A 20,504-nucleotide genomic window follows, 5' to 3' on the forward strand; every position below is an offset into this window, starting at 1 on the left:
GGGCCTGACAAGGACGACCGTTTTCTTGTGAAGGCCGGCGAAAGTCGGCGCGAGCTGGCACGAGGCGGTACGTCCGATTGATGAGGAGATCCCATGTCAAGCGAACCCGTGACTCTCATGGTGGCCCGCCGCGTGGCGCGTGGACGCTACCGCGACTTCACCCTGTGGCTCGATGAAGGCCGCGAGCTGGCGGCGGACTTTCCCGGCTATCTCGGCTCCGGCATCCTGGCGCCGCCCCCCGGCGACGACGAGTATCAGATCATCTTTCGCTTTCAGGACACCGATACCCTCGCACGCTGGGAGCATTCCGCCTCGCGCCGTGCCTGGCTCGAGCGTGGTGCCGGCCTGTTCGAGGCCCCCCAGGAGCGGCGTGCCCTGGGACTCGACAGCTGGTTCACCAGCCCCGGCCCCAGGGTGCCGCCGCGCTGGAAGCAGGCGATCGCCATCTGGCTGGCGTTCTTCCCGGTGTCGCTGATGTTCCAGTGGCTGCTGGGCGATACCCTGGCGACCTTGCCGCTGGTTCCTCGGGTACTCGCCAGCACCCTGATGCTGACCCCGGTGATGGTGTTCCTTTTCATCCCCCTGTCTACCCGCCTGCTGGCGCCCTGGCTTCAGGCGCCGCCCGGACGTGGCGCTCGCCTGAGCCTGCGTCTGCGCCGCAGCTGAGGCTGACAGGCGGCCCTCCCGGCTCGCATTGAGTCTGGCCACTGCTCGCGCCTACACTCAGGTCATGCGGCGTTGCCGCGGATCTTGAGGACAGCCCATGGGCAGTGCGAGCACGGCGCCCCGCGTGGAAGGCGACATCACCGCGCGGGAGCGCCCTACACCAGAACAACAAGAGCTTGCGTCGCTGGGACTCAAGGTGGCGGCCAGCCGCCACCCCAAGGCTGAACAGGCGGCGTGTGAGCTGCATCACGAGCTCTATCATCCCGACCTGGGTTTCGTGCTGTTCTTCGTCAGCGCCGAATACGCGCTGGACCCCCTGGCCCAGGCCCTGGAGTCGACCTTCGGTGGGCTGCCGCTGGCGGGTTGCACCACGGCGGGTGAGATCACCCCGCTGGGGTACGAGCGCGGGTCCATCGTCGCCATCGGGTTCGATCGCCGTCATTTTGGCGTGGCCACCACCCTGCTCGAGGACCTCGAGAGCGTCTCCCTGATCGACGCCCAGCGTCGGGTGGAGTCGCTTCTTGCCACCGCCAGGGGGCATCTGGATGGCGAGGCCTTCGCGCTGACCCTGCTCGATGGGCTGTCGGCCAGCGAAGAGCAGGTGCTGACCACGCTGGACGCCGCCCTGGGAGGTATCCCGAGCTTCGGTGGCTCGGCCGGGGACGACAACCGATTGGCGCATACCCACGTGTTTGCCGGTGGGCGCTTTCACAGCGCGGCGGCGGTGGTGGTGCTGATCACCACCCACCATCCCTTCGAGGTGTTCTCGACCCATCACCTGGCGGCACGCCGTGACAAGCTGGTGGTCACCCGCGCCGACCCTGCGGGCCGGCGTGTGCTGGAGCTCAATGCCCTGCCCGCGGTGGACGAGTACGCCCGGCTGGTCGGGGTCTTGCCAAGCGAGCTCGATGAGGGCGTGTTTGCCCGCCACCCGTTGGCGGTCAAGCTGGGCGACGCCTATTACGTCCGCTCGATCCAGCGTGCCAACGCCGACGGTAGCCTCAGCTTCTACTGCGCGGTGGAGACCGGCATCGTGCTGACCGCCATGGCCGGCACGCCGATTCTCGAGGCCCTCGACGATACCCTGGGGGGCCTTCAGCGCCGGCTGGGGAAACCGCAGTTGATCATCGGCTGTGACTGCTTTCTCAGACGGCTGGAGTTCGAGGCGCTCGCGCAGATCGGCGACGCCTCCGAGCGACTTTCCAGGGCCTCGGTGGTGGGCTTCAACACCTACGGCGAGCAGCACCACGGCATGCATATCAACCAGACCTTCACGGGGGTGGCGATTGGATCTGGTCGGTGAGCCAAGGCAGGATCGCGCCAGCAGTGCACTGGAACAGGAACTGCTGGAGGAAAACCATCGGTTACGCCGGATCTGCCAGGCGCTGATCGAGCGGGTCGAGTCCGCCGGGGCGGGCGGGGCACCTTATGGTGCCTTCGAGCACGCAGTGCTGCTCGCCGAGCAGGTGCGCGAGCGTACCGAGACCCTGCACCGAACCCTGGATGAACTGGCCGAAACCAACGCCCGGCTGGAGGAAGCCCGGCGCGACGCCGAGGCCGCCAATGCCTCCAAGACCCGCTTCCTGGCGGCGGTTAGCCACGACCTGCTGCAGCCGCTCAACGCCGCGCGGCTGTTTGCCAGCGCCCTGGAAGAGCGAAAGTTGCCGGAAGAATCCGGTCGTCTTGTGCAGCGTATCGATCGCTCGCTCAGCGACGTGGAATTGCTGCTGGGGACCCTGGTCGACATCTCGCGACTGGATGCCGGAGTGCTGACCCCGGACGTGGCCCCCTTCGCCGTCTCGCAGTTGCTGGATGCGCTCGCCGAGGAATTTCGTCAGATGGCCGGCGCCCGCGGGCTGGCGTTTCGCTATGTGCCGAGTTCCGCCTGGGTCGAGTCCGACCTGGCGCTGCTGGCCCGGGTGATTCGCAACCTGATGTCCAACGCCGTGCGCTACACCGAGTCGGGGCGGGTGCTGCTCGGCTGTCGCAGACGTCGGGTAGGCCAGCAGTACTGGCTCGAGATCCTGGTGGGGGATACCGGTCCGGGCATCGACGAGGCTCGGCGCGACGAGATATTTCTGGAGTTTCGCCGCGGCAACGCCGCAGCCCCGGGGCAGGAGCGCGGGCTGGGGCTGGGGCTTGCCATCGTCGATCGCATCGCCCGGCTGCTTGATCATCCCATTACCCTCAATAGCCGACCCGGCCAGGGCGCCCAGTTCTCGGTAAGCGTGCCCTGCGCTCGCCCGGCGCGAGCGGTGGCCCCGTCGGCCTCGACCCTGCAGCAGGCCGGCACGCGTAAACTGCAGAGTACCGAGGTATGGGTGCTGGACAACGATCCCGCCATCCTCGAGGGCATGAGCGCGCTGCTGGGTGGCTGGGGATGTCGGGCGCGCCTGGCGTCGCGAGTGGTTGAACTGGAACAGAGCCTGGCCGAGGGCCACGAGACACAGGGCATGGATAGGCCGTCGCCAACGGTGGTGATGATCGACTACCACCTGTCCAGCGACGAAGAAGATGGCCTGGCGCTGGCGCAGCGCCTGGCCGGCTCTCATGTAGACCTGGCCCCGATACTGATCACCGCCAACCACGACGCCGAGATCAAGCGGCGTTGTCGTGAGCTTGGCTTCCCCTGTCTGCTGAAGCCGCTGAAGCCTCTGCGCCTGCGTCAGGCCCTGATGCACCTGCTCGACGCCGGTTGAGCAGGCTTGCGCCGGTCAGCGAGATGTTCTGCCTTCTAGCGCACCCGCCGCCTGGCCAGGCAGGGTGGGCAGGACCTGTCTCTGGCTCTCGCGCTCCAGCCCATGGCATCATGGGTGAAGGTGGTGACCAGCTCGCCTTCGCGACGCTCGATCAGGGCGCCGCCATCGTCGTAGCGGTAGTGGCGGGTGCGCCCGTCGAAGCAGGTGTCCACTGTTGGTGGGCAAGATCACTCCTCCCCGAGCGTGTTCTTCAGGAGAGAGAGTTGCATTAGGGTTGGCCGGTCTTACGATGCCTTTCTTTGCCTCATCTAACGCTGGATGTGATGCGCTTACCCCGCGATAAAGACAGTTGCAACATTTGTTACTCAACCCCAGCGGATCCAACCATCCTGTCGGATTGGGGGCGTACATGTACAGGTTTTCGCCGCCGGCCAGGCCTATCGGGTCCTGGGTGGTGAAGCGTCCCGTCTCTGGATCATAGTACCGATGGCGGTTGTAGTGCAGCCCGGTTTCTTCATCCAGGTACTGGCCCTGGAAGCGCAGGGGGTTGTCGGTGGTGCTGGGATTGCCGTGGCCGTCACTGGCCTGGGTGAGCTTGCCCCAGGCGCGGTAGTGGCCGACCCAGGCGAGCTTTCCGCTGGACTTGCCGCCGCATTCTGCCAACTCCATCGGGGTGCCGAGGTGGTCGGTGTGGATGCTGTAGAGCGTCGGTTCGGTTGGCTGGTGTTCGGTGTAGAGCACCGCGCCGGTGCCGCTGCGGGTGTGGACGGCCTCGAAGCGGTTTTCGAGCTTGGCGGCGGGCAGGGCGCCCTCGGCCTTGCCCGGCCAGTTCCACTCGAGCTCCACCGCAAGGCCACTGCGGTGGGCGTAGTGGGTGACCAGATGGTGCTGGCACCGGGGGTATGAAGAGACGCGGGTGTAGCCGTGAAAATCTTGCTCCCGCCGGTCAGGTCAGGTGGAAGTGGACGCGCAGCAACCGACCAGGCTCGATGTTATGGCAATAGCGCTCATGGCCACCTTCGCTTCAGGGTTGAATTCCACAACCAACGATCAATAGTCAATAAATGAACAGAATTGGGGCTCCCCTTCCTCTCCACACACCTAATTTTTTTGATTCTTGATTTGGTAATTAAAGATTTATTTTTATTCGTATTTCTCTAGCTCGTTTTCTAAGTCGTCTTTAAATTCTTGAGCTTTTTTCGTTGCTGTTTCTGACGAACCTGGAACCATAAAAATAGCAATTTTTACGTTATCCTCTATAAGCATAGGGAGTAAGTTGTTTAAAAGCTGGTCCACAGGTATTGGGTTGGGGGAATATTCACCCCAAGAATCTGTGGCGCAAATTGAAGCGGATTCTTTGGATGGCCATATTGGAAAAAAATCATCACATTCGCTTCCTGTTAATGCCCATCCTTTATCGTACAATCCCCAAGCTTCCTCAAAGTCAGCAATTTTTTTTAATGTGTAGATGTACCGGTCAGTTGACGGTTTTTTTGCCAAGAATGTAATTTCTTTTGATGGCTGATTCATAATCACCTCATTCTTCTTCAATCAAGAAGCAACGACCACATGCATATCGCCTGTTTGCTCTTCCTCTATCGTCGTACCGGTGTTGCAACTTGTGTAAGTCAGTATGCTGTGGCTCAGCATATTCGTAGCCAAAACCTTTGTGAGATTCATACCCCCTTCTGTGGGCAAGTTGATACCCTGGAGGATTTCGAATATTTCTCCTTGCCCCATTTTCAATGGCATTTTGTTCTTGTTGTATCCAACCACGAATATGCGAGGGTTGCTTTTGGTCCAAGCCGATAGCTCGCAATCTAGCTTGCTTTCCTGACCTTCCGGAGGCCAACCCCAGCGGATCCACCCATCCTGTCGGGTTGGGGGCGTACATGTACAGGTTTTCGCCGCCGGCCAGGCCGATGGGGTCCTGGGTGGTGAAGCGTCCCGTCTCTGGATCATAGTACCGATGGCGGTTGTAGTGCAGCCCGGTTTCTTCATCCAGGTACTGACCCTGGAAGCGCAGGGGGTTGTCGGTGGTGCTGGGGTTGCCGCGGCCGTCACTGGCCTTGGTGAGCTTGCCCCAGGCGCGGTAGTGGCCGACCCAGGCGAGCTTGCCGTCGCATTCTGCCAGCTCCATCGGGGTGCCGAGGTGGTCGGTATGGATGCTGTAGAGCGTCGGCTCGGTTGGCTGGTGTTCGGTGTAGAGCATCGCCCCGGTGCCGCTGCGAGTGTGGACGGCCTCGAAGCGGTATGTACCGGAGGTATGAAAAGTCGCGGGTGTAGCCGCGATTCAGTAGGTAGCCTGAGGGGGTTAGCCTTCCAAACTCTGATTCGGAGGTAAGTTTTCAGCCCCTAGAGCTTGAGTGCTCAATTCTGCAGTGCAGTAAATTTCAAGTACTCGTAGATATCTTCGTACGATGGGGACTTGCTCCACTCGTTCTTCTCGTGATCATATTCGTAGACTTTCCCATCGCATGTGGAATTTTTTTCTTTGAACCCGTAGAGGTCCCCTGCGCCATTATCGGAAAAAATAATATGTGATTCACGTATATTGTTGTATTTTTTGTTTTCATTGACGATGTTTATGTCGCTTTCCTCATCTAAGGAATATACGGTTCCGAGTGCGAAAAAACCACCGCCAAACTCCTTCACAAATTCTATGTACTCAATTGGTAGTTTAACCCCAAGGCTCGTTTCTGCATTACTTATGCTAAGATCATCGGCAATATTGTCGGCTGGGAGGCCGAACCATATGGGATTTGATAAGCGAACTTTGTTAACTAGTTCCTTAAATTCAAATATATCCATGTTTGACTCGCTCAATCATATATCCAGTTAGGTAGCACTTCATCTGCTCCTTCCTCTCGAGCTCGATACCACCAGTGAAGTTTTCTGTCTGCTGCCCTCATCTCCGGCGTGACTCCTTGATTATATATATTTGGATGGAGGGCTCTATTTCCTCTGTGTCTTTCCGGCAGTATTTCATGTATTCCTGAGCCTGGCATTTGATCAGCATGATGAAGATCTGGTCTACCCAACCCACGAGGGGGATGGCCTAAAAGTCCTGCCTTCATGTCATTTTCTGACCATTCACCTTCAATTCGGGCTGCTGGGTCATTTGGCCCATAGCCAGAGGCTGTTCGTGGGCAATTACATAACCCCAGCGGATCCACCCATCCTGTCGGATTGGGGGCGTACATGTACAGATTTTCGCCGCCGGCCAGGCCGATGGGGTCCTGGGTGGTGAAGCGTCCCGTCTCTGGATCATAGTACCGATGGCGGTTGTAGTGCAGCCCGGTTTCTTCATCCAGGTACTGGCCCTGGAAGCGCAGGGAGTTGTCGGTGGTGCTGGGATTGCCGTGGCCGTCACTGGCCTGGGTGAGCCTGCCCCAGGCGCGGTAGTGGCCGACCCAGGCGAGTTGCCCATCCTGCCCGGCCAGTTCCATCGGGGTGCCGAGGTGGTCGGTGTGGATGCTGTAGAGCGTCGGTTCGGTTGACTGGTATTCGGTGTAGAGCACCGCTCCGGTGCCGCTGCGGGTGTGGACGGCCTCGAAGCGGTTTTCGAGCTTGGCGGCGGGCACGAAGCTGTCGGGTTCGAACAGGTAGATCACCCGCCGTTCGGGAGTGAGGCCGGGGTACTCGAGCCGATGGCAGCGCTGGGCGATAGGTAGCGAGTGAGGCCGCTCGGGGTTCTCGCGGGCCAGTTCCAGTCGTTCGGGGCGAAACAGCGGCGGCAGGCCGCCGACAAAGCGCTCTTCGCTTTGCAGCAGGTCACCGTCCCAGTTGAACACCGTCAGCTCACTGGGCTGGCCCTGGTGGTTCACCTCTTTCCATACCCGTCGGCCGAGGCCGTCGTAGGCGTAGCGGGCACGCATGCGCGGCACCGTGTCATCGCCCGCGGCGGGTGCATGGGGGTAGTGGCAGGCCTCGATCAGCCGGTGTTCGGGGTCGTACTGGTAGTGCCAGGTCTCGCCGCTGGGGGCGATGCGTCGGGTCAGGTTGCCGCTGGCGTCGTAGTGGTAGTGGGTGCCGGCGTAGCGCTTGAGCAGGTTGCCCATGGCCGGCGACAGGCTGGCTGGTGCGCCTGGGTAATCGAGGCGAATGCGTTCCTCGGTTCCGTGGTCGAGGTGATCGCGGGGGCGCTCGCGTCGCCAGCGGGTGGCGTCGGAGGGCGGGGTGCGGCTGCCGTTTTCGCTGGTTCGTTCTGGCGGCGCGGGATCGACCAGATTGCCGGCCGGGTCGAAGGCGAACACTTCCTCAAGCCCTGGCGCGCTTGCCTGGCGCAGCCGGGCCAGCGGGTCGTAGCCGTAGCGGGTGGTGCCACGCAGGTTGTCGTCCACCTGGCTGAGCAGGCCGTTGGCGCTGTAGTGCCACTGGCGCCTGACGGTGGGGTGTCGGGGGTGGTCCTCGACGGATGCTTCGAGGGTGCGGATGTGCTGCTCGATCAGGCGTCCCAGCGGGTCGAAGCGTGATTCGACCTCGCGGCTGCCCTGGTGACGGCGCACCTCGCGATGCAGGTCGTCGCGCTCGAAGGCCATCAGCTCGCGCTGGTCCAGGGTCATGGCGTGGACATGGCCTGAGCCATAGCGCAGCCAGGCCAGGGTCTGGCCGTCGGGCAGGGTGGTGGTCTCGCGGTTGCCCAGGGCGTCGTGGGTGTGGCGGGTGACGCTGGAGTAGTCACCGCCGTTGGGCAGCTGATGACGCTGCACCTCGGCGATCAGGTTGTCGGCGGTGTCGAAGTGAAAGCGCGTCTCGCTGTGGCGGCTGGCCGCGCGGGTCAGGCGTCCCAGCGGGTCGTAGCCGTAGCGGGTGGTCAGCGCGGGCTGGCCCGGTCGCTGGCTCTCGCGCTCCAGCACCCGGCCCATGGCGTCGCGGGTGAAGGTGGTGATCAGCTCGCCTTCGCGACGCTCGATCAGGGCACCGCCATCGTCGTAGCGGTAGTGGCGGGTGCGCCCGTCGAAGCCGGTGTCCTCGATCAGTCGTCCACCGCCGTCATAGCGGAACTGCCAGCGGTCGCCGTTCTGGTTGGTCAGTGCCGAGAGCCGCAGCAGGCGGTCGTAGTGGTAGGCGAAACGCTGGCCCATGGGGTCGCGGCGCTCGATCGGCTGGCCCTTGCCATTGTAGCGATAGCGGGTGCGCTGCCCGGTGGGATCGAGATACTGGGTAAGCCGGCCTTCGCCGTCGTGGGAGAAGTGCTCGATGGCGCCGTCGGGGTGCTCGACGCTCAACAGCAGGCCGGTGGCGTCACGGGTGTAATGGGTGCGATGCCCGGCGGCGTCACGGCGCTCGATCAGCCAGCCGCGGTGGTCGTAGCGAAACTGGGTGGTCTTGCGTGAACAGTCGCTGGCACTGGTCAGCCGACCCTGGTCGTTCCAGCGGTACTGGTAGGTGTTGCCGGCGGCGTCGGTCATCGCCGTGGGCAGGCCGCGTGCGTTGTGACGGAAGGTGGTGACACGCCCGCTCGGGGCGATCTCTTGCAGCGGCAGGCCGCGTTCATCGAAGCGCAGCGAGTGTTCGCGCCCGTCAGGTTCGGTGACGCGCACCGGCAGGCCCTTGTCGTCGTAGTCGATGCGGGTGCTCAGGCCCTGGGGGTCGACCGTCTCGATCAGCCGACCCTGGTCGTCATAGCGATAGTGGGTGGTGCGTCCCTCGCCGTCGATATGGCGGATCAGCCGGCCGTGCTCGTCCCAGCGCCAGTGCTCGCTGCCCAGCGCCGGGTGGAAGGGGTGAGTGATCGACTCGATCTGGTTGTGATCGTTGTAGCGGTAGAAGGTCACCACGCCGTCGGCGTCGGTGACGCGGGTGTACCACAGGCCGCGATGGTACTCGAAGCGGGTGTCCTCGCTGCCGTCTTCCAGGCGGTTGCGTACGCAGCGCGCGTCGTGAGCGGCGGGCAGGGCGCCCTCGGCCTTGCCCGGCCAGTCCCACTCGAGCTCCACCGCCAGGCCACTGCGGTGGGTATAGCGGGTGACCAGATGGTGCTGGTACTGGTACTCGCGGGTGTAGCCGCGCATATCACGACTTTCGATCAGATCACCGTCGGCGCTGTGCTGGTAGCGGACCAGCACCTCGGGCTCGTGCGCCTCGGCGGCTTCGTCATTGTGTTTGGTGACGTCCTTGCCGACGCCCGCCCCGGGATAGTGGCGCACCACCTTGGCCAGCAGTCCCGCGCTGCTGTAGTGAAAGCGCAGCAGCAGGGCGGCGCCGTCGGTCAGCCGGTCCAGTCGGCCCTGGCGATAGCTCAGGTGCAGGGCGCGGCCGTCGCGCTCGCGCTGCTCGACCAGGCGGAAGTGGACGCGCTCGCCCCGCCCGGACTTGCCGATGCGGCGGTAGAGCTCCTGACTGCCGTCGAGGTAGTGAAGCCGGTAGTGCTCGCTGTCGGGGTGTTCAAGGGTCACGCTTTCACGCGGCAGGAAGCGGCTGCCGCCCACCTCGATGGGCTCGATGGGCAGGGCGCGGTTCAGGCTGTCGATAAAGGTCAACTGCTCGCCCAGGGCCTCGAAGCGGGTATGGAACGGGCTGCTCCAGCGGGCGCCCAGCTCGCTGTCATCGAGTTCGTCGATGCTGGAGCGGTAGTAGCGGGTCCATTCGACGTCGATCAGCCCCGGTACGCTGAAGTCGGTGTGCCACAGGTTCTCGTCACCCATCACATAGTCCACAGGGTTGGGACTGGTGGGGGTGGGGCGATGCAGCGAGCACACGCAGCCGGCCGGAGTGGCGCTTGGCTCGGCTTCGTGGCGGGTGGTCTGGCGATTGTCTGCCGACAGGTAGTGGACCGTACGTTGCCCGGTGACGGCGGTGCCCTGGTGATTGACGTCCCCACGTTGCGACGACCGGCGGCGAGTCGCCTGGGCCAGGTCGCGTATCATCGGCAACAGGCGCTCGAACCCGGCGTTGACCATGGACCTGGCCATCCCGCCGAGCTGGCCGAGGAAGGCGATGAGGCGCTGACGGTCGTCACCAAAGGCCTCGAGCAGGCGGTCAAAGGCAATGAATACGACACGCTTGCCTTTCTCGAGAAGGTTCCACCACTCGGGGTTCTCGTCGATCAGTTTGAGCTGTGTGGCGGCATCGACTGGGTTGTTGATGAACTCGGCGAGTTTGCCGACGATGGTGTCAATTTCGCGCAACAGCTTCGGTTTCTGTTCCTCGAGCTTGGATTCGAGTTCTGCCAGAAAATCCATCGCCGCACCGCCGGCCATGTTGACCAGAATCTGAGCGGCGATGTCGACGCCTTCACCGCGGGCAAACGCCTGTATGCCTTCGCGGGTACCCACGCGGATAGGGCGGGAGGCGTTGCCAAAGGCGGGCACCAGACCGATGGCGTCGATCACCAGCACCGCCCAGAGCCAGACGTTCTGGTAGTTCGGCGTGCCGTCTGCGTCGTTGCCATCGAGGTCAACCACGTCGCGGGCGACGTCGCCGATGGCCATGACGTTACCGACCACCGGCAACATGTAGGCGGCCTGGACGATCACATCGAGTACCGTGACGGATCCCTCCTCCACGTCCATCATCATCACGGCTTCCGGGGTCTCGCCTTCGCTGTAGGGCTCGGCGGTGATCACCCGGCGATGGTTGAGGTGTTCCCTCAGGGGGATAAGGCCGCCCCCGTGCTCATCGGCGGTGAATTCGGTCGGCACGGCCGGGCGCTGGCCGGTGTCTGCGATGGCCTCGGTGGGAAAGGGCCGATGCCCGGGGGTCATGCCGTCATCCATCCTCAGTGCCCTCCGGTTACGTTTTGCTGGTCGCCAGATACCGATGGCAGCTCATGAGATGGGGATGAAGGAACGAGGGTAGATGGCACGGTGGATCCTCCCTGAACGACGCCGTGGTCCGACTCTGGAGGATCCTACTGGCGAGGCGAGGCCGGGACAGCAGGAAGAAGGTGCTTTCAGAAAGGGCTTACGCCAGAAACATCCATGTCGTCCAGGATGTGCCCGAATAGCGTGAGATCGCGGGGGCATCCGGTGCGGTCGGCTACCGGCGTTGCGGAACTGCGCGTCGTAGGGCGGGGCAGGCGGGGAGTGGATTCAGGTCAAGCGATCTGTGGGCTCACCCTGGTCACTCAGCGCACCCGCCGCCTGGCCAGGCAGGCCAGCAGGGTGGACTCGTCGGCTGCCAGGATCGCCTGAACACGGCTGCCGACGCCAAGCTTCTTGAGGATCGCCGAGACGTGGGTCTTGACCGTGGTCTCGGCGATATCGAGCTTGCGGGCGATGACCTTGTTGGAGGCGCCGCGAATCAGCAGGGACAGCACCTCGAGCTGCTTGACCGTCAACTGCTCGAGCGCGCCTGCATCGGCTGGACCCGTCACCCCCTGTGTCGCAGGCGGCGCACTCGAGGCCTCGGCCGGGCGGCGCATGATCTCGGCGGGCAGATAGATCTGGCCGTCCAGGATCTGCTTGATCGCCGCCAGCAGGTCCGGGCGTGGCGTGGACTTCGGCAGGTACCCGATGGCGCCCAGATCCAGGGCGCCTAGCACCGTGGCGCGCTCGCTTTCGGCCGACAGCACCGCCACCGGCACCGCCGGAAAGGCCCGGCGCAGTTCGCGCAGTCCGTCCAGGGCCGAGGCGTCGGGCAGATTCAAGTCCAGCAGAACCAGGTCGACGTCGTCGTCGGCGTCGAGGGCGCTGGTCAACGCGGCGAAACAGTCCGCCTCGCGCAGCTCGGTGCCGGGCAGGCCCGATTGAATGACCGCGGCAATGGCGTCGCGAAAGAGCGGGTGATCGTCAGCCACCATCAGGCTGTGCATGTCTGGCGTCCCGGTTGTCTGTGTCCTTGGTCGGTCTCCTACCGAAGGAGGAGGCGCTCTCCTGCCAGGGCAGTATGTCGCAAGCCAGGTTCCTGACCAAGACTGGAGTGGCAGACAACTACAACATCCTTTCCAAGGAGACACGCCATGATCTACGCCAACCCCGGACAACCCGACGCCGTGGTCAGCTTCGACGAGCGCTACGGCAACTATATCGGCGGCGAGTTCGTCGCCCCGGTCAAGGGCCAGTACTTCGACAACGTAAGCCCGGTCAACGGCCAGGTGTTCTGCCAGATCCCCCGCTCCAGCGCCGAGGATATCGACAAGGCCCTGGACGCCGCCCATGGGGCAGCGCCGGCCTGGGGGCGCACGTCCGCCGGCGAGCGCAGCAATATCCTGTTGAAGATCGCCGAGCGCATCGAGGCCAACCTAGAGGCGCTGGCGGTGGCCGAGTGCTGGGACAACGGCAAGGCGGTGCGTGAAACCCTGAACGCCGACATTCCGCTGGCGGTGGACCACTTCCGCTACTTCGCCGGCTGCATTCGTGCTCAGGAAGGCACCGCCGCCGATATCGACGCCAACACCGTGGCCTATCACTTCCACGAGCCACTGGGCGTGGTCGGCCAGATCATCCCCTGGAACTTTCCGCTGCTGATGGCCACCTGGAAGCTCGCCCCGGCGCTGGCCGCCGGCAACTGCGTGGTGCTCAAGCCCGCCGAGCAGACCCCGGCCTCGATCCTCAAGCTGATGGAGCTGATCGGTGACCTGCTACCTCCCGGCGTGGTCAACGTGGTCAACGGCTTCGGCGCCGAGGCGGGGGAGGCCCTGGCCACCAGCAAGCGCATCGCCAAGATCGCCTTTACCGGTTCCACCCCGGTGGGCTCGCACATCCTCAAGTGCGCTGCCGACAACATCATTCCTTCTACCGTGGAGCTTGGCGGCAAGTCGCCCAACATCTACTTCGCCGACATCATGAACGCCGAGCCGGAGTTCATCGACAAGGCCGCCGAGGGGCTGGTGCTGGCCTTCTTCAACCAGGGCGAGGTGTGCACCTGCCCGTCGCGGGCGCTGATCCAGGAGAGCATCTACGAGCCGTTCATGGCCAAGGTGATGGAGCGGGTCACCACCATCAAGCGTGGCAACCCGCTGGACACCGAGGTTCAGGTCGGCGCCCAGGCCTCAAAGGAGCAGTTCGACAAGATCATGTCCTACATGGACGTGGCCCGGGAGGAAGGCGCCGAGTTTCTGACCGGTGGCAACCAGGCCAAGCTCAATGCCGATCTGGACACCGGCTACTACATCGAACCGACGCTGCTCAAGGGCAACAACAAGATGCGCGTCTTCCAGGAAGAGATCTTCGGCCCGGTGGTGGCGGTGACCACCTTCAAGGATGAGGAAGAAGCCCTGGCGATTGCCAACGACACCGAATTCGGCCTTGGCGCCGGCGTCTGGAGTCGTGACATCAACGTGGCCTTCCGCATGGGGCGTGGCATCCAGGCCGGTCGCGTATGGACCAACTGCTACCACCAGTATCCCGCCCACGCCGCCTTCGGTGGCTACAAGAAGTCCGGCGTCGGTCGCGAGACCCACAAGATGGCACTCGAGCATTACCAGCAGACCAAGAACCTGCTGGTGAGCTACGACACCAATCCCCTCGGTTTCTTCTAACGGGAGTCGATCCGGGCCCGGTACCACCGGGCCCGGGAAGCTTCACCCCAGCGGCCTGACGCCGTTTGACTCTCAGCGCCGCTACCGTTCACCGGGTGTCCCCGGACACCTTTCTCCTCTGTACCGTCCTTCCTTGATAGCGGGCGGATAGAGACCCTTTTTGCCCGGATCAGGGCAAGGAGCACAACAATGCAAAGCACCATGGAAGCCGCCGTCGTTCGTCAGTTCGGTCAGCCCTTGACCCTCGAGGAGGTCGAGGTGCCGCGTCCCGCCAGGGGCGAGGTTCTGGTCAAGATCGCCGCCTCCGGGGTCTGCCATACCGACCTGCATGCCGCCCACGGCGACTGGCCGGTCAAGCCCAATCCGCCGTTTATTCCCGGCCATGAAGGCGTCGGCGAGATCGCCGCGGTGGGTGAAGGCGTCAGCCACGTCAAGGAAGGCGATCGGGTGGGGATTCCCTGGCTGTACAGCGCCTGCGGCCACTGCGAGCACTGCCTGGGTGGCTGGGAGACCCTGTGCGAGTCCCAGCAGAACACCGGCTACTCGGTCAACGGCGGCTTCGCCGAGTACGCCATCGCCGACGCCGGCTTCGTCGGCCATCTGCCGAGCAACGTCGGCTTCGTCGAGATCGCCCCGGTACTTTGCGCCGGCGTCACCGTCTACAAGGGCCTGAAGATGACCGATACCCGCCCGGGGCAGTGGGTGGTGATCTCTGGCATCGGTGGTCTTGGCCATATGGCGGTGCAGTACGCCGTGGCCATGGGCCTGAACGTGGCGGCGGTGGACGTGGCCGACGACAAGCTGGAGCTGGCACGACGGCTCGGCGCCACGGTCACCGTCAACGCCTTGAAGGAGGACCCGGTGGCGGCGATCAAGCGGGACATCGGCGGCGCCCATGGGGCCCTGGTCACGGCGGTCTCGCCGAAGGCCTTCGAACAGGCCCAGGGCATGGTCCGGCGTGGTGGCACCATCGCCTTGAACGGCCTGCCGCCGGGCGACTTTCCGCTTCCGATCTTCGATACCGTGCTCAACGGCATCACCGTGCGTGGCTCCATCGTCGGTACCCGCCAGGACCTTCAGGAGGCGCTGGACTTTGCCGGTGAAGGCAAGGTCAAGGCCACCGTCTCCACCGACCGTCTGGCCAATATCAACGACATCTTCGGCCGCATGATCGATGGCAAGATCGAGGGCCGAGTCGTGCTCGATATGCAGGGCTAGGTTGACTGAGCAGCGGCGACCGATACAGCAGGGCGGCGACACCAGGTGTCGCCGCCCTGTCATATGCATGTGATGTCCTTGTCATCCTTGCCTACGCTGGTGTCGCGGCACCATCCATGGTATCTCGAACCCGCAAGGAGCCGACCGCATGAGTACCGACCATCACGCCCCTCTGGCCCTGGAGGCAGTCATCTTCGACTGGGCCGGGACCCTGGTCGACTTTGGCTCCTTCGCCCCGACCCAGGTGTTTGTCGAGGTGTTCGCCGAGATCGGTGTGGCCGTTAGCCTCGACGAAGCCCGCGGCCCCATGGGCATGAGCAAGTGGGACCATATCCGCGCCCTGTGCGATCTGCCCGACATCGCCGAGCGTTTTCGCCGGGCCTGCGGGCACTCGCCGAGCGACGAGGACGTCGACGTGCTCTATCGGCGGTTCATGCCGTTGCAGGTGGCCAAGGTGGCCGAGCATTCCGCGCCGATTCCTGGCGCGCGGGAATGTCTCGCGGGGCTGCGGGGCAGAGGACTCAAGATCGGTTCCTGCTCCGGCTATCCCGCCGAGGTGCTGGCGCCGGTGCGCCGTGCGGCGCGCCAGGCGGGGCTCGAGGTGGACCACGCCGTCGCCGGTGACGAGGTGGTGCGCGGGCGACCCGGGCCGGCCCAGGCGCTGGCCAATGTGGTGGCGCTCGGTATCGGCGATGTGGCGGCTTGCGTCAAGGTCGATGATACCGCTCCCGGCATCGAGGAGGGGCGCGCCGCCGGCATGTGGACGGTGGCGGTGACCGATACCGGTAACGCCATGGGGCTGGATCTCGAGGGTTACCAAGCGACCCCGCCGGATGCGCTCGAGCGGCGCCGGCGCCACGTAGCCGAGCGACTGAGCGCCTGTCGCCCCCACTACCTGATCGCAAGCGTCGCCGAGCTTGACGGTGTGCTGGATCAGATCGCGGCTCGGCTTGCCCGGGGCGAGCGACCCCAGGCCTTGTGAAGGTCAGCTCGGGGAAAAAACGGACAGGTCGAGTGCGTGGCTGCGTCCCAGCCAGATGACGCCCTGGGTATGGTCGAAGAGGTCGTCGTCGGTGCCCAGATGCACGAAGATGTCCAACTCCCCCCGGTGAATGGCGAGCCAGGGCACGATCTCGCCGAAGGCCTCGGCCGCGAAGGATAGCTGGCAGCTCCAGCGCGGATGCGGCCCCACCGGTTGTTGATGAAAACGTCCCACCTGAACTACAAAGCGCGCCTGGCATTGCTCGGCCAGGGTCCTGGCCTGGGCAAGCCCTTCGGCATCGTCGTAGTAGAGGTGGGCGTGGTAGTAGTGAATCTGGTCGACGTCGGGCATGGGACTCTCCTGGGCGCTTCGCTGATGACGTCGACAAGGATCGCGTCCCTGGCGATGCACGGCAATCGCGGTGTCACGCCCGCCTGCCCACCAGCGTTACGTACTGAAGCGGCGGCCCTGGGGCCGCCGCTGTCACTTGCTCCGGCGTCGTCGGTGACGACCTTGCCGGGTCACGCTCAGGGTTCCTGGGTCGTGCCCTGGGGCGGCTCGCCGATAAAGCCCGGCATGGCCGGCGTCGGCGTGCCCTGGCGGGCGATCGCCAGGAACTGCAGGTGGCGTTCGTACTCGCCGAGCACGTCATCGATGACCTGACCCCGGGTGTAGCCATTGAGGTTCTGACCCACACCGCCTTCGGCCAGATGCACGTCCAGGCGCAGGTAGTAGTCATCGTCCGCCGGCAGGAAGCTCGGCGTGCGCATGCGATGGGGGCGGACCTGGTAGACGAAGCTCTGCATCGCCTCGAAGTCCACCTGCAGGGTCAGCCGCGGCAGCGGTTCGCCCTCGATCTGCTCTTCGCTCAGGGTGGCCGACTGGCCGCGACGCTCGAGTTCCTCGACGAACTGTTTCAGGCCCGGGCGCAGGGCGTGCTCCATGGTCGACTCGGCACCGGCGCGGTTGGAGGTGTCCAGCGCCCGATCCAGGCGTTCCTTCCAGTTGCCACCTTCGCCGCTGGCCGCAACCAGCTTGCGTGCGTCGGCCTTTTCCTTCTCGGTGCGCAGTGCCCGCGCCAGTCCCACCATGATGGCGAACATCACCAGCGAGAACGGCAGGGCGGTGATCACCACCGCGCTTTGCAGGGCGTCGAGGCCGCCGGCCATCAGCAGGGCGATGGTGATCAGGCCGATCACCGCCGCCCAGAAGATGCGCAGGCGGATCGGCGCGTCGTGGTTGACGTCACGCAAGATCGAGGTGAAGTTGGCCAGCACCAGGGCGCCGGAGTCCGCCGAGGTGACGAAGAACACCACCCCGAGCAGGGTGACCACCGAGGCGGTGACGCCGATGTAGGGGTACTGCTCTAGGAAGGTGTAGATGGTGGTCTGGGGAGTGGCCAGCGCCTGCTCGCCGAGCACCGCCAGGCCGTCATTGGCGACCATGTCGATGCCGGCATTACCGAAGATCGACATCCACGCCATCATGAAGCCCAGCGGAATCAGCAGGGCGCCAAGGGCGAACTGACGAATGGTGCGCCCGCGCGAGATGCGCGCCAGAAACAGCCCGACGAAGGGTGTCCAGGCGATCCACCAGCCCCAGAAGAAGATGGTCCACCAGCCTTTCCACTGCTGGGCGTCGCTGCCGGCGAAGGCGTAGGTGTCGAAGCTCTTGCCGACGAAGCCACTGAAGTAGTCGCCGACGTTGAGCACCAGGGCGTTGAGCAGCGCCAGGGTGTCACCTTGGAACAGCACGAACAGCAGCAGGGCGGCGGCCAGCAGCATATTGAACTCGGACAGCCGGCGAATGCCCTTCTCGACGCCGGTGACCACCGAGATGGTCGCCAGGATCACCACCAGCACGATCAACACCACCTGGGTCGACAGGCTTTCGGGTACGCCGAACATGAAGCTCAGGCCGTAGTTGAGCTGGATGACGCCGATACCGAGGCTGGTGGCGATGCCGAACACGGTGGAGATCACCGCGGTGATATCGACGGCGTTGCCGATGGGGCCGTAGATGCGCTTGCCCAACAGCGGATAGAGAGCGCTGCGGATGGCCAGCGGCAGGCGATGGCGATAGCTGAAGTAGGCCAGTGCCATGCCCATCAGCACGTACATGCCCCAGCCGGTCAGTCCCCAGTGGAGGAAGGTCTGAGGCACCGCCTGCCTAAGGGCGGCGGCGCTTTCCGGGGCCATGTCCGGGGGCGTCAGGTAGTGCGACAGCGGCTCGGCCACGCAGAAGAACAGAAGGTCGATACCGATGCCTGCGGCGAACAGCATCGAGGCCCAGGACAGCAGCGAGAATTCCGGGCGCGAGTGGTCCGGGCCGAGGCGAATGTTGCCGACCCGGGACAGGCTGATGACCAGCACGAACACCAGATAGGCCACGGCGGCCAGCATGTAGTACCAGCCGAAGGTGTCGTTGACCCAGGCAAGACCGCTGTCGAACAGGGCACCGGCCCGCTCGGTGAAGGTCATGGTGAAGAACAGAAAGACCACGATGCCGGCTACCGCGCCGTGAAAGACGACGGGGTTGAGGCGATCGCGGGAGGCGCTCTCGTGATGTGACATGCACGTGCTCCCTCGAGGATGAAGTGAGACAGAGCCTGCCCGGCGAGGCTATCGCCGTTCTCCACGATGCCATCCTGGCATCCTGATGCTGCTTCCGTGAGCGTTACGCCATTTTGTTAATTGACCGACCAATTAACAAAATGATGATGGCGGAGTGGCCGAGTCGTGGCTCGGCACCTGTTGGCGGCTCTTGCGAAGGGTCTGGGCGACCCACCGCGGCCAGGGGCGCGCGGTTATTTTATTGATTGAACGTTCAATAAAATACAGAGATGGGGAGCATCTTTCAACCCGAGGGGGAGAAACGGCGGGCAGGGGGCGCACGAAAACGCCATGCCCGAGGCTCGGACATGGCGTGTTGGTACAGGGCTTTCTGGTCCCCCGGGTCGGCGCCTATGGCCGAACCGGTGGCGTCAATATCAGGCCTCGGGGGCGTGATGCTTGTCGGGACCATGAGCGCGGTGCTCACCCGGACCACCGCGCGGGTGGTCGCCGTGGCCCGGCATCATGGTGTGCTTCAGTTCACGCAGCTGGCGCTCGTCGAGGATCTCGGCCAGCTGGTCACGGGTGGAGGACATCAGTTCGCGCCAGGCGTCATGACGGGCTTCGGGGTTCTCGAACTCCTGGGCCTTCAGCGCTTCGGCGCCTTCCTTGAAAGATTCGCGAGCGGCGTTGAAGGCGTCGCGCTCGTCGTCGGACAGCTCCCACTTGTCGACCAGGGCGTTGATGCGCTCCTCGCGCAGCTCGTGGCGGGCACGTTCGAGGGCGGCGACACCGTCTTCACCGAGGATCTCCATGCGCTGCTCGCGGAAATCATCGTTGAGTTCCTTGACCTCCTGACGGTGCTCCATAGCTGCCTGCTTCAGGGCTTCGCGGGTCTCGGCGTCGATGCCGGCGCGGTCAAACAGCTCGGCGCGCATCTCGCCCCCGTCGTGGCGCGGGCCTTCGGGGCGGTCGGGCGAGGCCGTCGCGGTCATGGCGACCGGCAGCAGGGCGGCAGAGACAGCGGCGGACAGCAGGGCCTTGCGGGCAAATGTCATTTTCATGGGTCGACTTCCTTCAGCGTTGATGCCTCGTCACAGGACGTGGCGTTATGGCGGGCGATGCCCTTGTTGACGTGATCCATCTTGACCCTGGCTCGTGCAAGGCTGATGCAGCCAATGTGCAGAGAAGCGGCAAGCGCAGACGAGTTTGTGCAACGCAGGGTTCGAATTTTCGGCGGGGCAGTGCAACCGCGGCCGAGGAATCGGCGCCGGTGAAATTTTCTTCAATACCGAAGGGCGTCATCGCGTCAGCCTGAAACGCCATCCTGTGAGGCATGTGTGATGACGTTTTCTCTGGAAGAACTGCTGGCGATCTTCGCCTTCTCGCTGGTGGCCTCGATATCGCCGGGCCCGGTCAATCTGCTGATCCTTTCCACCGGCGTGGGTCACGGCTGGCGCCGGGCGATGCCCCTGGTGGTGGGTGCCAGCGGCGGTTTCACCCTGCTGCTGGGCCTACTCTCTGCGGGGCTCGGGAGTGTCTGGCTGGCGCTGCCCGGGCTTCAGTGGCTGGTGCGCCTGGCGGGCCTGAGCTTTGTGGCCTGGCTGGCCTGGCGCCTGTTGACCGACGCAGGCGACTGGGGCACGGACCAGCGGCGTGAACCGCCGGGTCCCGCCACCGGCGCGCTGATGCAGTGGCTCAACCCCAAGGCCTGGATCGCCTCGCTGGCAGGGCTGGGGCTTTTCACGGCGGGACGGGGAAGCGTCGATATCGCGCTGTTCACCCTGGTCTGGGGCAGCGTCTGCCTGGCGAGCGCCATCGGCTGGGCGTGGCTTGGTGGACACGCCCGGGGCTGGCTGTCGTGCGAGGCAAGACGGCGGGGCCTCCAGCGCCTGCTGGCGGCCTTGCTGATTTGCAGCGGCGCGCTGATGCTGCTGTGAGGCAGCTTGCGGCCACCGGTA

16 protein-coding genes and 1 pseudogene are annotated in these 20,504 nt (G+C 64.2%); 7 read left to right on the forward strand and 10 right to left on the reverse strand.

What is annotated here, in order from left to right; all coding sequences use genetic code 11:
• Nucleotides 1-93 precede the first annotated feature (93 nt).
• The 3 genes from KUW00_RS21765 (at nucleotide 94) to KUW00_RS21775 (ending at nucleotide 3,365) form a co-directional block, all read left to right on the forward strand.
• The gene (locus KUW00_RS21765) at nucleotides 94-666 is read left to right on the forward strand and encodes an antibiotic biosynthesis monooxygenase (protein WP_204248979.1); all 573 of its coding nucleotides are present in this window, start codon (nucleotides 94-96) and stop codon (nucleotides 664-666) included.
• 97 nt (nucleotides 667-763) lie between these two features.
• Nucleotides 764-1,969 carry a nitric oxide-sensing protein NosP gene (nosP, locus tag KUW00_RS21770; protein ID WP_213229170.1) on the forward strand — a complete coding sequence of 402 codons (1,206 nt, stop codon included), beginning with the start codon at nucleotides 764-766 and terminating at the stop codon, nucleotides 1,967-1,969.
• The gene (locus KUW00_RS21775; protein WP_249742893.1) at nucleotides 1,953-3,365 is read left to right on the forward strand and encodes a hybrid sensor histidine kinase/response regulator; all 1,413 of its coding nucleotides are present in this window, start codon (nucleotides 1,953-1,955) and stop codon (nucleotides 3,363-3,365) included. The genes nosP and KUW00_RS21775 overlap by 17 nt, the downstream gene beginning before the upstream one ends.
• A 35-nt stretch (nucleotides 3,366-3,400) precedes the next feature.
• Here KUW00_RS21775 and KUW00_RS22500 read toward each other — a convergent pair whose 3' ends face one another.
• The 7 genes and pseudogenes from KUW00_RS22500 to KUW00_RS21805 form a co-directional block, all read right to left on the reverse strand.
• Nucleotides 3,401-3,577 carry a hypothetical protein gene (locus tag KUW00_RS22500; RefSeq protein ID WP_261392348.1) on the reverse strand — a complete coding sequence of 59 codons (177 nt, stop codon included), beginning with the start codon at nucleotides 3,575-3,577 and terminating at the stop codon, nucleotides 3,401-3,403.
• A gap of 214 nt (nucleotides 3,578-3,791) precedes the next feature.
• A pseudogene (locus tag KUW00_RS22505) lies at nucleotides 3,792-4,034 on the reverse strand (RHS repeat-associated core domain-containing protein); the annotation flags it as partial.
• A gap of 474 nt (nucleotides 4,035-4,508) precedes the next feature.
• Nucleotides 4,509-4,895, reverse strand: a complete 387-nt coding sequence (locus KUW00_RS21785; RefSeq protein ID WP_222570111.1) for a DUF2750 domain-containing protein — start codon at nucleotides 4,893-4,895, stop codon at nucleotides 4,509-4,511.
• A gap of 7 nt (nucleotides 4,896-4,902) precedes the next feature.
• Complete coding sequence (locus KUW00_RS22605; protein ID WP_222570112.1) at nucleotides 4,903-5,577, reverse strand: RHS repeat-associated core domain-containing protein; 675 nt, start codon at nucleotides 5,575-5,577, stop codon at nucleotides 4,903-4,905.
• Between the two features lie 158 nt (nucleotides 5,578-5,735).
• Entirely contained in the window at nucleotides 5,736-6,176 is a 441-nt protein-coding gene (locus KUW00_RS21795) for an SMI1/KNR4 family protein (protein ID WP_222570113.1), read from the reverse strand.
• Nucleotides 6,177-6,187: 11 nt separating this feature from the next.
• Nucleotides 6,188-11,074 (reverse strand): RHS repeat-associated core domain-containing protein, encoded by a 4,887-nt coding sequence (locus KUW00_RS21800; protein ID WP_222570114.1) that lies wholly within the window; start codon nucleotides 11,072-11,074, stop codon nucleotides 6,188-6,190.
• A gap of 362 nt (nucleotides 11,075-11,436) precedes the next feature.
• Nucleotides 11,437-12,123, reverse strand: coding sequence for a response regulator (locus KUW00_RS21805; RefSeq protein ID WP_213229172.1), 687 nt, complete (start codon nucleotides 12,121-12,123; stop codon nucleotides 11,437-11,439).
• 147 nt (nucleotides 12,124-12,270) lie between these two features.
• Between KUW00_RS21805 and KUW00_RS21810 the strand changes: the two genes are divergently transcribed.
• The 3 genes from KUW00_RS21810 (at nucleotide 12,271) to phnX (ending at nucleotide 15,991) form a co-directional block, all read left to right on the forward strand.
• A complete protein-coding gene (locus KUW00_RS21810; protein WP_222570115.1) occupies nucleotides 12,271-13,791 on the forward strand; it encodes an aldehyde dehydrogenase family protein in 1,521 nt (506 codons plus the stop codon).
• A gap of 189 nt (nucleotides 13,792-13,980) precedes the next feature.
• Nucleotides 13,981-15,009, forward strand: coding sequence for an alcohol dehydrogenase AdhP (gene adhP, locus KUW00_RS21815; RefSeq protein ID WP_108132457.1), 1,029 nt, complete (start codon nucleotides 13,981-13,983; stop codon nucleotides 15,007-15,009).
• Between the two features lie 148 nt (nucleotides 15,010-15,157).
• The gene (gene phnX / locus KUW00_RS21820; protein ID WP_222570116.1) at nucleotides 15,158-15,991 is read left to right on the forward strand and encodes a phosphonoacetaldehyde hydrolase; all 834 of its coding nucleotides are present in this window, start codon (nucleotides 15,158-15,160) and stop codon (nucleotides 15,989-15,991) included.
• A gap of 3 nt (nucleotides 15,992-15,994) precedes the next feature.
• Here phnX and KUW00_RS21825 read toward each other — a convergent pair whose 3' ends face one another.
• From KUW00_RS21825 to KUW00_RS21835, 3 genes are all read right to left on the reverse strand, one after another.
• Nucleotides 15,995-16,342 (reverse strand): DOPA 4,5-dioxygenase family protein, encoded by a 348-nt coding sequence (locus KUW00_RS21825; protein ID WP_222570117.1) that lies wholly within the window; start codon nucleotides 16,340-16,342, stop codon nucleotides 15,995-15,997.
• A 176-nt stretch (nucleotides 16,343-16,518) separates the two neighbouring features.
• The gene (betT, locus tag KUW00_RS21830; RefSeq protein WP_124803252.1) at nucleotides 16,519-18,564 is read right to left on the reverse strand and encodes a choline BCCT transporter BetT; all 2,046 of its coding nucleotides are present in this window, start codon (nucleotides 18,562-18,564) and stop codon (nucleotides 16,519-16,521) included.
• Between the two features lie 416 nt (nucleotides 18,565-18,980).
• Nucleotides 18,981-19,607, reverse strand: a complete 627-nt coding sequence (locus KUW00_RS21835; protein WP_222570118.1) for a hypothetical protein — start codon at nucleotides 19,605-19,607, stop codon at nucleotides 18,981-18,983.
• Between the two features lie 279 nt (nucleotides 19,608-19,886).
• Between KUW00_RS21835 and KUW00_RS21840 the strand changes: the two genes are divergently transcribed.
• A complete protein-coding gene (locus tag KUW00_RS21840) occupies nucleotides 19,887-20,483 on the forward strand; it encodes a LysE family translocator (RefSeq protein ID WP_222570119.1) in 597 nt (198 codons plus the stop codon).
• The last annotated feature ends 21 nt before the right edge of the window (nucleotides 20,484-20,504 follow it).

Source organism: Halomonas sp. DP5N14-9 (assembly GCF_019802175.1).
In the GTDB taxonomy this organism is placed as follows: Bacteria; Pseudomonadota; Gammaproteobacteria; order Pseudomonadales; family Halomonadaceae; genus Halomonas; species Halomonas litopenaei.

Coding starts and splice junctions, on each gene's coding strand:
- KUW00_RS21765 (WP_204248979.1), top strand. CDS start 94: ATGTCAAGCGAACCCGTGACTCTCATGGTGGCCCGCCGCGTGGCGCGT.
- nosP (WP_213229170.1), top strand. CDS start 764: ATGGGCAGTGCGAGCACGGCGCCCCGCGTGGAAGGCGACATCACCGCG.
- KUW00_RS21785 (WP_222570111.1), bottom strand. CDS start 4,895: ATGAATCAGCCATCAAAAGAAATTACATTCTTGGCAAAAAAACCGTCA.
- KUW00_RS22605 (WP_222570112.1), bottom strand. CDS start 5,577: ATGCTCTACACCGAACACCAGCCAACCGAGCCGACGCTCTACAGCATC.
- KUW00_RS21795 (WP_222570113.1), bottom strand. CDS start 6,176: ATGGATATATTTGAATTTAAGGAACTAGTTAACAAAGTTCGCTTATCA.
- KUW00_RS21800 (WP_222570114.1), bottom strand. CDS start 11,074: ATGACCCCCGGGCATCGGCCCTTTCCCACCGAGGCCATCGCAGACACC.
- KUW00_RS21805 (WP_213229172.1), bottom strand. CDS start 12,123: ATGCACAGCCTGATGGTGGCTGACGATCACCCGCTCTTTCGCGACGCC.
- KUW00_RS21810 (WP_222570115.1), top strand. CDS start 12,271: ATGATCTACGCCAACCCCGGACAACCCGACGCCGTGGTCAGCTTCGAC.
- adhP (WP_108132457.1), top strand. CDS start 13,981: ATGCAAAGCACCATGGAAGCCGCCGTCGTTCGTCAGTTCGGTCAGCCC.
- phnX (WP_222570116.1), top strand. CDS start 15,158: ATGAGTACCGACCATCACGCCCCTCTGGCCCTGGAGGCAGTCATCTTC.
- KUW00_RS21825 (WP_222570117.1), bottom strand. CDS start 16,342: ATGCCCGACGTCGACCAGATTCACTACTACCACGCCCACCTCTACTAC.
- betT (WP_124803252.1), bottom strand. CDS start 18,564: ATGTCACATCACGAGAGCGCCTCCCGCGATCGCCTCAACCCCGTCGTC.
- KUW00_RS21835 (WP_222570118.1), bottom strand. CDS start 19,607: ATGAAAATGACATTTGCCCGCAAGGCCCTGCTGTCCGCCGCTGTCTCT.
- KUW00_RS21840 (WP_222570119.1), top strand. CDS start 19,887: ATGACGTTTTCTCTGGAAGAACTGCTGGCGATCTTCGCCTTCTCGCTG.